Origin of the sequence: Microbacterium sp. HMWF026 (assembly GCF_003061325.1) — a bacterium.
Classification (GTDB): domain Bacteria; phylum Actinomycetota; class Actinomycetes; order Actinomycetales; family Microbacteriaceae; genus Microbacterium; species Microbacterium testaceum_E.
The window spans coordinates 1-1,563 of record NZ_QAJB01000338.1 but is presented as its reverse complement, the minus strand read 5'-3'; the positions used below and the strand labels follow the sequence as shown (position 1 = coordinate 1,563).

Sequence of the window (1,563 nt, the reverse complement as noted above, 5' to 3'; positions counted from 1 at the left end):
GTCCGTGGGCAGGGCGGCGTACTGCTCGTGGGCGAGCGCGATCAGCTCGCGCAGGCGCCGGGGCGTGCGCGCACGGTCGAGGTCGTCGTCGAGCCATTCGCCGAGGGCCCGCACCGACCGCGCGAGGATGCGACTCATGCCGCGCTGCTGGATCGCCAGATCGGGTCGGCTGAGCACGAAGCGCTTGTGCACGAACTTGAGCACTTCCACGTGGTGCCAGGCCGACGCCGAGAGCACGACGGGACCGGCGCGCGGGGTGTCGAGCGGACGCAACCGGGCCGACTCCTGGAACCGGCGGATCCATCGGTCGGTGAAGGCGGCGAGGCGGCGCTCGGCCGTGAGCGAGCCGTCGAAGGGCCGGGCCAGCAGGTCGGTGACCATCTCGGCATCCACATCGCTGACGGCGGCGAGGAAGGCCTCGTCGTCGGCGATCCAGGGGTCGTCGCGGCGCATCTTGCGGCGCAGGCGTTCCAAGCCCGCGCCGGGGGCGAGCTCGGCGCGCACCTCGGCGTCGTCGCGCGAGCGCCACTCCAGCACGTCGTCGAGCCACCCGCGGAACTCCGCCGCGATGGGGGCGTGATCCAGGATGCCGGCGCGGTAGAAGTCGTCGACGTCGTGCACCGAGTACGCGATGTCGTCGGCCAGGTCCATCACGGCGCCCTCGATGCTCTGGCGGAGGGGGTCGGCATCCACTCCCCGGCGGGCCTCGTCGAGATCCGCGAGGTCGATGTCGTAGGCGGAGTACTTGTGCACGCGGTAGGTGCCGTCGGGGGAGGGACGGATGCCGCGGGGCGGGCCGATCCGTTCGACCTCGTCGTGCGACACCGACGGGGCCCAGGGGTACTTCGCCGAGGCCGCGCGCACCGCGGCGGTGAGGTTGAGTCCGCGCGGGGCGGTCTCGATCACATCGAGGGCGGTGAGGATCCGATAGGTCTGAGCGTTACCCTCGAAGCCGTCGGGCAGGCCCAGCTCGTCGCGGGCCAGGCGGTTCAATGTCGACTCGCCGAGGTGCCCGAACGGCGGGTGGCCGAGGTCGTGCGCGTAGGCGGCGGCCTCGACGACCGTGGCGTTGCACACGTCGCCCTCACCCGCGCGGCGCGAGCGGGTGTTCAGCTGCAGCGCGACGACGCGGGCGATCGCGCTGACCTTGAGCGTGTGGGTGAGGCGGTTGTGCACGGGGGCGCCGCTGATCGACGGCGACACGACCTGCGTGACGGCCGACAGCCGCGAGAAGTACGGCGAGAACTGGATGCGCTCGAGATCGATCGACCAGGGATCGTGCACGTCGTCGCGGTCGACGAAGATCCGGGATGCCGTGTTGCCGACGACCGTGCCGCGCTCCGCCCGCGCGCCGGTGACGGTACCGGGAGTCCGGGCGCCGGGCGTTCCGGCACCGGGCGCGGCGGCACCGGGTGCGGCGGCACCGGGCGCGACGGACCCCGCCGCGGCGGTGCCGGGGGCGGCGGACCCCGGCGCGGCGGGACCGGGCGCGGCGGACGCCGGCGCGTCGACACCGGGCGCGGCGGACGCCGGGGCGTCGACGCGGGCGTCGGCCGTCGGGGG

Annotated in this window: 1 protein-coding gene; it reads right to left on the bottom strand. The window is 74.2% G+C overall.

What is annotated here, in order from left to right; genetic code table 11:
- Positions 1-1,563: deoxyguanosinetriphosphate triphosphohydrolase family protein (locus DBR36_RS12645; RefSeq protein WP_146185354.1), on the bottom strand; the 1,563-nt coding region annotated here is incomplete at both ends.